Raw genomic sequence first — 9,152 nt, forward strand, 5'->3', positions numbered from 1 at the left:
GGGGTGAGTCTTTCTTCCGTCCTACAGCAGTCACCTCTCCACCGACGAAGTCGGGGGAGAGGTCGAGCACGCCCTTAAGGCGTTGCTCGGGTGAGGGGGCGACCGCGCTATCATCCGAGCAATCCCAGTGCGAATGGCGTTATTCCCTGCAAGCGAGTTGCTCGGTCGGCCCCCTCACCCGACGAAGTTGGTGGAGAGGTGGCAAAAAAACTGCGCAGTCTTCGCCACTTTCGCTACGACTTACGGCGCAAATGGATCCGCCGAAGGAGGTTGCGGCGACCGCGGAGCCGCAAAGGGATCCTGCATCGGCTCGCTGCTAAATGGATCCACCTTAGCGGAGCTTCCTCCGAACGGGTCCGCAGCAAACGGATCTGCGTTCGCGGCTGGTCCTCCGCCGAAGGGATCGCCTCCGAAAGGATCCGCTTTCTCTGTGAACGGGTCAGCAAAAGGGTCACGAGCCGGGATCATATTCTCTTCTCGCATCAGTTCGGTCAGCATGTGTTTGGCCACTTCGACACGTCGATCCATTTCCTGAATCTGTTTGGCGAGCATCAGGATGCGACGTTTTCGTTCTCTGGCAGCAGCACTCGGTTCAATTGCCGGGGCGTAAGAACCAACAGTTCGCTTCCCATAATATTTTGTTCCGTTAGTGTTTGGTGCTGCAAACGGATCGTCACCAACCGATTGTCGTGCACTTCCTTGATTTATGGTCGGCAACTTGAAAGTATTTGATGACGAAGGCGTGTCGAGTTTTGCTGTTATTTTTAGTGGGGTGATTCCATTCGTCGTGGGACCAGCGGGTATTGCGGTAAGGAGTTCAATCGGTAGCGCTCGGCGAAACTCAGTTCCTCGCTCCAATTTCGACTTAGCGACCTTCCACGCCTGATATTCACCGGGCAATAGACCGACCGCCAAGTAGGTTCCATCTGCTGTCAGATGGGCGACGATCCCCAGTGGTCGATATTCCGACCGCTCATCGCGTGTCGAGTTGGCCCAACGAACGTAGTCATCGGCGTGCGTCAAATTTGGTTTTTGGGATGTGTCACTAATCCGTGTCAACACGATCAATTGTTCGTCGCTGGACCAATCGGGCATCGCCGCTTCGGTCAAATCGCCGTGGATTTCCAGATCCACTGCTCCATTTTCCACCAGTGCGACAGGAGTGTCGTCGGTGCTGGCAGTCTTACCAGATCTTGCCACCACAATTCGACTTGGGCCACCGGTCAACGATAATTGGTTTAATAGTTTCACGCTGTGCTGCACTTCCTCAAAACGCTCTTTGGGAACCAACGTCACGCGAACTTCGCCAGGCGGCATTGTCACCGATGCCGTGTGAAAGCCATCGGCATCCTTCTCTTCTGGTTCCGTCAGCGGAGCGACTTGCCAATAGGACACGAACCAATGGAAACGCCAATCAGCCGTACCAGGGCCAGTTTCGTCTCGGAATGATTCGCCGCCAGGAACACCGTCTTTTTGGCTGCTCAGCGGTATCGGTTGCTCGTGCGGAAACTGCGGATAAACAAATCCGTTCGTCCACACCGCCAACACTACGTAACGATCGGCTGCATAGTGCCGAGGCACTGAAAACGTCAGCGTCGCTGGTTCACGCAATTGAATTTTCTTGACAAGGTTGGAGGTCCAAGGGACAAAGGCGAACTCGTTTTTCGGGTTGGTAGCGAAGAAGATATCCTGCTCTCCAGGCACCGTATACAGAACGTTTGACGGGGTTTTGTGCGATTCTTCGGCACCCATTTCCTCCATTCCCATTTCCATTCCCATGTCGGACCCCATCCCCATCCCCATCATCATCTCGCCACCTCCTCCTCCATCCATGCCCATACTTTCCATGCCGCCCAACTCGTGCGGGTATTCGACCTGGATGCCTTCTCCCTCATCTATTAGACGATCGTAACCGTGAACTCCTCTCCTAGCTTTCTCACCGTTAAGGATGACCTTGCCATCGGGCATGAACACAAGTTTGCCTCCCGTGAATCGATGAACAATTGTGTCGGCAGCGTATTTGCCATCGGGACCCACAACATGAATCCGGTTTTTCGGTGCTTGCGAATTCGGTTCTTGCGAATACAGAGGCGACCCCCAAATCGAGATCACCGCCAGAAACGTCAAGACGCCGCTTGTCTTTGAGAGCTTAGTTTCCATCGTTGTTCTCGTCCGTTGGAGTGAGTGTTTTGTTATCGCGTAAACGATCGAGTTCTTCGGTCAGAGCGGTCATTTCCAGATCAAGTTCTTGCAGGGTGGATTCCAGCTGATCGATTTCCGAATCCTCATTGCCACGTAACGACGTTATCGCAACGGTTGAAAAACCGGTGCCAGCGACGGATGTCTGTGCCGGGGCGAACGACGGATCGCCCATGTTCGGCTGCGGTGATCCCGCCGACATCGATTTTTGCGGAATGGCAGCAGTGACGGCTTGGCTCGTCGACCCCGAAGCGTCGACGCGCGAGTTTCGGTTTGCTCGTTGCGAAGCGATCGGTTGCGGCGACAAGCCCTCAGCGGATGGCCATTGGTGAAATCCCGTGAGACTGATCGTGATCACAATCAGCAGCAATAGCACGCCGAGGAGTGCGGGCAACATTCGGCGGCGATGTTGTAAACGAGATGGCAATTTACACCTCACGGGATCGAGTAAATGTTGCTCACACGCTCGCAGGATCGTTTCACATTCGGCCGCGGTTTCCGGCCGATCGTCAGGATCAAACGCGTGAAACCAATCAACCAACCGATAGACCCACGTGGGAAGATCGCAATCAGCTTGAGCGAGTTTGGGCATCTCGCCGCTCGCGATCGCGGCGACAATCGTATGCGTCGGCAATCCCTGCATCGGCGGCTCGCCCGTCAACATCGACCACAGCACCGTGCCAAGCGAATACAAATCGCTCTGCGGGCCGGCTTCGTTCCCGCGTGCTTGTTCTGGCGACAAAAATCCTGGCGTTCCGACAATCACGCCTGTGTTGGTCATCGAAACATCGTCTTGGATTTTGGCGATCCCGAAATCGGTCAACACCGCTTGTTCGGTTCCCTTGCCCAATAAAATGTTGCCGGGTTTCACATCGCGATGGACGACGCCGTGTTGATGAGCGGCGGCAAGTGCCGAGGCGGTTTGCCGGGCAATCCGGATCGCATCCAAAACGTCCAGCTTGCCATGTTTCTCTAACCGCGACATCAGCGAGGGCCCGGGCAAATAGGGCATCACCAAGTACGGGATCCCTTGCCAGCGATCGACCTGATAAATTTCGATGATGTTGGGATGGCGAATCGTGGCGGCCGAGCGGGCTTCGCGTTCAATCCGCTCCAATGCGGAGGGGAGTTCCAACAGATGGGCGGCAGGCAGTTTCAATGCGACGATACGATCGATATCCACATCGCGTGCCTTCAGCACGGTGCCCATGCCGCCGCTGCCGACAATCCCGCAGATCTCGAATCGGCCAATGCGTCCAAGTGAATGAGGATCATCGCTGGGCGACAAAATTGCACGCAGGACCGGCGATAGCTGTACCGATACATCGGTTTCATCACCGGTGGGCGCGTCCAGAAAATCCTCGCTCAAACTATGGGACGAGGCTTGCCAAAACGTTTCGTCTGCGGCCAGTTGTTCCAGCCGTGATGCACATTGTTGGCAATGGTCCAGATGTTGTTCCATCCGCCGATCTTGCGTGCCCGACAAAATTGCCTGAAAGTCGACTTCGGCTAAACAAACTTCGGCATCAGGATTCATGATCGATCCTCCTCGGCCTCGATTTGCTGCACTTGTTCGCGTAATCGCCGCACGATTCGGCTGCGAATGGCATAGATCGCACCGCGTGATTTGCCCAGTCGCTTTGTGACACTGTCGATCGATTCGCCTTCGACGTGAGTGGACCAGAATGCATCCCAGCTGGCGTGGTCATAATCATCGCGTATTGCGTCGGCAGCCAGGCGAATCAAGACTCGCTGGCGATCGTTCTCCCAATCGTGGCGAGAATCCTCGGTCGCCGCCGGTCGCGACTCGAGCGTGATCTGATGCGTCGTTCCGCCGATGCCTCGATGATTCAAATCGCGACAAACAACATTGACGAGCGAGTTTCGCGACACGCGGTTTAGCCATGCCGCAAAACGGTCTGGCGGTTTCTGTTCGCATTCCTGGTCGCCCGGTCGATGCCATCGGCTGGCCGCTCGCGCGACTCGCCGGATCACATCGGCGACCACTTCGTCGGCGGCATGATGGTCGAGTCCACGTCGCCGCGCAAATCGATAGATCACCGGGCGATACAACGCATCAAACCGCTGCCACGCAGCGTGGTTGGCGAGATCGCCGATCTCCGAAATCAGTAGCGGATTGGGGGTCGGCCAAGGCGTCATGCTAAAACTGATTCGCGATAAGAAAGGAATAGAGAGCACGCAGCGACTAACAGTATGACCCTTTGCGTGGCTCTGATCTGACGCCGGACAAGAAATAAAATCAATATTTCTCGGCTGCCGTCGGCTGCGAGGCAAAAGATTGCGGTCAAAGTCGCCATCGCTCATAATTTCAGTCGGTTTTTCCTCTTGGCATGCTGTTCCAAACTGCCATTGTTCCGTGAGACGCTGCGTCGACCGACACCCCGCTAGAAAATAAGAATATGCAAGACTATCAATCCTACCGCGGTCTTCCTTCGTTGGCGGGACTCGGTTCGCTCGAGCGGGCCATCCAGTGCGACTGGAGTGTCCAGGAGAGTGCGAAACGCTGGAAACGGCTGCACTTTGTTTTCAAGCGGCTGTACGAAACGCTGACGGCAAAGATCACGGCCGAGCCGATTTATGAACTCAAAACACTGTTTAGCCATCACGCCTACCTGTGCAGCGAACAAGTCAGCTCGATTCGCCGCCGTGTCGGCGAGATGCGTGAACCTCCGCTGGGGCTCGACAAGGTACCTCATCCTGGACTCGAGCGATTGATGGACGAAATCGCCGCGGCGCCAACGACGAACGAGTTTCTGGTCGGGGTCTATGAGGTGGCGTTTCCAGCGATTCTCGAGGCGTGTCAACGATTCAAAACCGACGCGCATCCGCTTGCCGACGCTCCCTCGATCCGCATCGCAAAGCTGATCGAATTTGAAATCGATGAAGTCCATCAACTGGGTGAACAATCGATTGCATGTTTGGTTGACCGTGACCAACGCGCGGCGATGCAAGCTTGGGTCGATTGTTTGCAGCAGTGTCTTCGCGCGGCCGGTGAATTGGATGGTACCGCGACAAGCGACACATCGGTCCCCGAGCCGATACACAGCCGGACGCCGTTCGTCTATCAAGCGGAACCTCGGCGTGATGAACGGTTCCAGGATTCATTCAATGCCGGCGTCAATCCCGAAGCGTTCTTGTACGACTCGCGTTTTACCGCTCGCGACAAGACGTTGATGATGTACTACAAGCGAATCCGAGAATTGGATGTGCCCGAGATGATGGCGAGCATCTTGGTGGAGATCGGTGACGAGGAACCGTGGGATTTTCACGCCGAGATGTCGCGGCAGCTGTGGGACGAAGCACGGCACGCGATGATGGGCGAAGTCGGATTTGTTGCGCAAGGAATCGACTGGACAAAAATCCCGATCAATTTCACTTGGTCACGCAACTTGAATACGCAGCTCAACGCACGCGAGCGTCATGGCGTGTTGTTTTTTATCGAGCAAGGATTGATGCCCAAAACGGGAAAGCGATACGAATGGGAAGTCGCAATGGAAAGCGGCGATCCGTTGTCGGGGCTGTTTCAAGATTTTGATTGGGCCGACGAGGTGTTGCATGCACAGATCGGTCGTCGTTGGTATGTCCCAAAATTCGCTTCGCTCAACGAAGCTCTCGATTACGGTGACCGCTGTTGGTCCAAAGTGCTCAGCCATTGGCGAGCGTATAAAGAGCAAGGTTTGACGGAGCATCGAAATTGGTGGCCCGAGGTCTATCAAACCGCGTGCGGCAATTGGGGCGTCGCTCCCGACCCTGCGGCGCTGGCGTTTGACACCACTTATGAGGAGAGCCGTGCCGATCTGAAAGAAATCAAATAGTGGAACTCGCGGAGAGTTTCGTCGATCTCAGCTGCATCCGAAACTCTTGGCGAGTTTCGCTACGGGAAGGTCTAGGAATACCCATGACAGGCTGGAAGCCTATCCCACATTCAGCTGAACAGGGCGAGACGCTGGACGCGGTGATTGTTGCTGTCCAAGACATGCACACGGTCTTGCGAATCGACCACCACACCCCAAGGCTGATACAATTGACCGGGCTGGAATCCCGGAGCACCCCAGGTGGCGATCCATTTGCCCTCCGGCGTGAATCGCTGTAGCCGCTGGTTGCCGTACTCGCAGACGATCAGCGTGCCATCACTGGCGAAGGCCAAATCGTAGGGATAATAAAATTCGCCCGCGGCGTCGCCTTCTTGACCGAAGACGTTGATCAACTTTGGCGTTTCTTCGCGGATATCGAAACATTGGATACGATGGTTACAGGCATCGGCGACCCATAACACATGATCACGCACGACGAGACTTTGCGGACGGACAAATTGGCCGTGCTCATTTCCCGTGCCGCCCCACTGCGTCAAAAAGTTTCGATCGGGATCAAATTTTTGAATGCGATCCGAATCACCATACTCGCCGATATAAAAACAGCCTTCCTGATCGCAAACCGTGTCGGTGACAAAGGCAAACTCGCCCGGCGAATGGCCAGCGACTCCCCCGATTTGCTTGTCGCTGCAAAGTTCACCGCTGAGTGTGTAGGCAAGCGTGCGATAATAATGGGTGTCGGCGACCAGCAAGTTTGGGATGGAGTTGGGGCCTGGTGGCGTTTCGACAGCCAATCCGGTGGGCCGTCCGTTTTCGGTGTCCGGTGTTTTCCAACTTCGCTGGAAATTCCCATCGACGTCAAAAACTTGGATCCGCCCGGTGGTATCGACAATAAATAATTCGTCGGCGGGCGAGATCGCGATCGCTCGCGGTTTTAGAAAGCGGCCGTCACTAAACCCGCGTCGTCCCCACACAATTTGGGTACTGGAGCCGGACGCAGCCGAAACGCAGCCTGAAATCATGCTGGAACCGAGCGCAAGCGACGCGCACATCATCGTTCGGCGGGATTGTTTGGCAGAGGACAAGGTGGTTTTCGGCTTCACGTTTTCGTTTTGTAGTAATGGTGCTAGTGTAACAACCAAGATCGCGATCGAGACAACTTCGGTTGCTCACGCGGACTTGTGAAGACGTTTTAATAGCCCGTACAATTGTGAACGCCAACACCGTCGAAAAATAGCCCGCTTTCCCTTTGACCTCGATCCATGCCAAAAATCCTGGACCTCCAAACAGCAGAAGATTCGCGAGACATCGTGCATCGAACTGTCCAAGCGTTGGTTGAAGGGCAAGTGGTGGGGGTGCCAACTGAAACGACCTATACGCTCGCTGCGTTGGCGCTGAGCACCAAGGGGGTCGAGCAGCTACGAATGCTTGCAAATCGCGAGATCGAGGCTGCTACGGCGAATAATAATTCGGGACCGAATCATCATTGGATGGAATTGTCGATTCGCAGCCGTGACGGGGCATGCGATTTTGTCGGCACGGCTTCGAGCACACTGCGGCGACTGTTGCGACGTTGCTGGCCGGGGCCGCTGACGGCGATGGTGCAATGTCCCGAGCCCTTTTCGGCTTTATCTCAATTGCCCGTCGGAGTCCACGACCAGGTGGTGGACAAGGATGGATATGTCAGTTTTCGAGTGGTCGACCACTCGGTTTTGGATCAAATTCACCGTTATTTGTCGGGTCCGTTGGTCTTGGCTAGTTTTCAGCCCGACGAGGGGACCGAGATTGCCACGGTTGCCGCTAGAATGGTGGAAAAATATGGCGACGAATTGCCACTGCTGCTCGACGATGGCCCGACACGCTATGGTGGTGTCACGACGGTTGTCCGAGTCAGTGGCAATCGCTGGGAGTTGCTTCGCGAAGGCGTGATTGAACGTGCTGCTATGAACCAATTTGTGAAACCTGTGATCGCGGTGGTCTGCACCGGAAATACCTGCCGTAGTCCAATGGCAGAGACTCTTTTACGTGAACAATTGAACAAGCGAACCGGATGCGATGATGCCGTGCGTGTCATCTCGGCGGGCGTGGCGGCATCGAGTGGTTCCGGCGCGAGTCCGCAAGCCGTTGCCGTGATGGGGTCACGGGGGCTGGATTTGACCGGCCACAGCAGTCGTCCGCTCGATGAATCGGTGGTCAATGTTGCCGATTTGATCCTGACGATGACGCGAGGCCATCGAGCGGCGATTTTGGCCGCGTGGCCCGACATGCACGAACGTGTCTTTACATTGCGACGAGACGGGGGCGATATTAGTGACCCCGTGGGCATGGCGGTGGAGGTCTACGAGGCCTGTGCCGACCAAATAAACGAAGAACTAGGAAAATGGCTCGATTCATTCGGCGAGGATTTTTTCCCTACCGAAATCAAAAGCCAAGAATAAATAGGTGACAAGATGCTGAAGATTTGCTTAGCAAGCGATCACCGTGGCGTTCATATCAAAGCAAAGTTGATGCAATCCCTTGCCGCAGCCGGTTTTACGGTCAGCGATGAAGGGACCAATAGTGATACAGCCTGTGATTACCCAGACCTCGCCAGTCTGGTGGCCAAAAAAGTGAGTAACGGGGAAGCCGATCGCGGTATTTTGATCTGCGGCACCGGGATCGGGATGGCGATTACCGCTAACAAATTTTTAGGCGTTCGTGCCGCTTCGTGTTACGACGAAGTCTTGATCGAAATGAGTCGGCGACACAACGATGTCAACGTGCTCTGTTTGCCCGGCGATTTGATTGGCGAACGTCCGATCGACGATCTCGTGCTGTTGTGGCTAAAGACTGAATTCGATGGCGGCCGGCATAACAAACGGGTCCAGAAAATTTGCACGATCGAAAAAGCCAATCTTCGCTGTGACTCTGCCGCTGCAGAATCGGCCCAACCCTCCTCGGGTCCCAAAGGACCGCAGCGTTGATGAATTGGTCCAACTTGATTGGTCACAAGCAAATCGAAGCTTGGTTTGCCAACGCGATCCGCAAAGGCCGATTGACGGGCAGCTTTCTGTTTGTCGGCCAACCGGGGGTTGGCAAGCGAACCACCGCCAACCTGCTGGCGCAAACACTGCTGTGCGA

7 protein-coding genes are annotated in these 9,152 nt (G+C 55.3%); 3 read left to right on the plus strand and 4 right to left on the minus strand.

Annotation, left to right across the window (positions count from 1 at the left end; all coding sequences use genetic code 11):
- Nucleotides 1-240 precede the first annotated feature (240 nt).
- From ABX962_RS21585 to ABX962_RS21595, 3 genes are read right to left on the minus strand one after another with little or no spacing between them, the layout of a single operon-like run.
- Nucleotides 241-2,160, minus strand: a complete 1,920-nt coding sequence (locus tag ABX962_RS21585; RefSeq protein ID WP_372722198.1) for a hypothetical protein — start codon at nucleotides 2,158-2,160, stop codon at nucleotides 241-243.
- On the minus strand, nucleotides 2,150-3,736 hold the full coding sequence (locus ABX962_RS21590; RefSeq protein ID WP_372722200.1) for a serine/threonine-protein kinase: 1,587 nt from the start codon (nucleotides 3,734-3,736) through the stop codon (nucleotides 2,150-2,152). The genes ABX962_RS21585 and ABX962_RS21590 overlap by 11 nt, the downstream gene beginning before the upstream one ends.
- Complete coding sequence (locus tag ABX962_RS21595) at nucleotides 3,733-4,359, minus strand: sigma-70 family RNA polymerase sigma factor (protein WP_372722202.1); 627 nt, start codon at nucleotides 4,357-4,359, stop codon at nucleotides 3,733-3,735. The genes ABX962_RS21590 and ABX962_RS21595 overlap by 4 nt, the downstream gene beginning before the upstream one ends.
- Before the next feature lie 260 nt (nucleotides 4,360-4,619).
- On the opposite strand from ABX962_RS21595, the gene ABX962_RS21600 reads away from it, so the two are divergent.
- The gene (locus ABX962_RS21600; RefSeq protein ID WP_372722204.1) at nucleotides 4,620-6,035 is read left to right on the plus strand and encodes a hypothetical protein; all 1,416 of its coding nucleotides are present in this window, start codon (nucleotides 4,620-4,622) and stop codon (nucleotides 6,033-6,035) included.
- Between the two features lie 110 nt (nucleotides 6,036-6,145).
- Here the strand turns inward: ABX962_RS21600 and ABX962_RS21605 are convergent, their stop codons facing one another.
- Nucleotides 6,146-7,087 carry an NHL repeat-containing protein gene (locus ABX962_RS21605; protein WP_372722210.1) on the minus strand — a complete coding sequence of 314 codons (942 nt, stop codon included), beginning with the start codon at nucleotides 7,085-7,087 and terminating at the stop codon, nucleotides 6,146-6,148.
- 207 nt (nucleotides 7,088-7,294) lie between these two features.
- Here ABX962_RS21605 and ABX962_RS21610 point away from each other — a divergent pair, with 207 nt between their 5' ends.
- Together ABX962_RS21610 and rpiB are read left to right on the plus strand one after the other, a co-directional pair.
- A complete protein-coding gene (locus ABX962_RS21610) occupies nucleotides 7,295-8,470 on the plus strand; it encodes a Sua5/YciO/YrdC/YwlC family protein (protein WP_372722206.1) in 1,176 nt (391 codons plus the stop codon).
- A gap of 12 nt (nucleotides 8,471-8,482) precedes the next feature.
- Nucleotides 8,483-8,995, plus strand: a complete 513-nt coding sequence (gene rpiB, locus ABX962_RS21615) for a ribose 5-phosphate isomerase B (protein WP_372722208.1) — start codon at nucleotides 8,483-8,485, stop codon at nucleotides 8,993-8,995.
- Nucleotides 8,996-9,152: the final 157 nt, after the last annotated feature.

The sequence above is a fragment of the Novipirellula sp. genome, assembly GCF_041583735.1.
In the GTDB taxonomy this organism is placed as follows: domain Bacteria; phylum Planctomycetota; class Planctomycetia; order Pirellulales; family Pirellulaceae; genus Novipirellula.

Bases quoted from the DNA above. Each gene is read 5' to 3' on its own strand.
- rpiB (WP_372722208.1), top strand. From the start codon at position 8,483: ATGCTGAAGATTTGCTTAGCAAGCGATCACCGTGGCGTTCATATCAAA.
- ABX962_RS21585 (WP_372722198.1), bottom strand. From the start codon at position 2,160: ATGGAAACTAAGCTCTCAAAGACAAGCGGCGTCTTGACGTTTCTGGCG.
- ABX962_RS21595 (WP_372722202.1), bottom strand. From the start codon at position 4,359: ATGACGCCTTGGCCGACCCCCAATCCGCTACTGATTTCGGAGATCGGC.
- ABX962_RS21610 (WP_372722206.1), top strand. From the start codon at position 7,295: ATGCCAAAAATCCTGGACCTCCAAACAGCAGAAGATTCGCGAGACATC.
- ABX962_RS21605 (WP_372722210.1), bottom strand. From the start codon at position 7,087: ATGATGTGCGCGTCGCTTGCGCTCGGTTCCAGCATGATTTCAGGCTGC.
- ABX962_RS21600 (WP_372722204.1), top strand. From the start codon at position 4,620: ATGCAAGACTATCAATCCTACCGCGGTCTTCCTTCGTTGGCGGGACTC.
- ABX962_RS21590 (WP_372722200.1), bottom strand. From the start codon at position 3,736: ATGAATCCTGATGCCGAAGTTTGTTTAGCCGAAGTCGACTTTCAGGCA.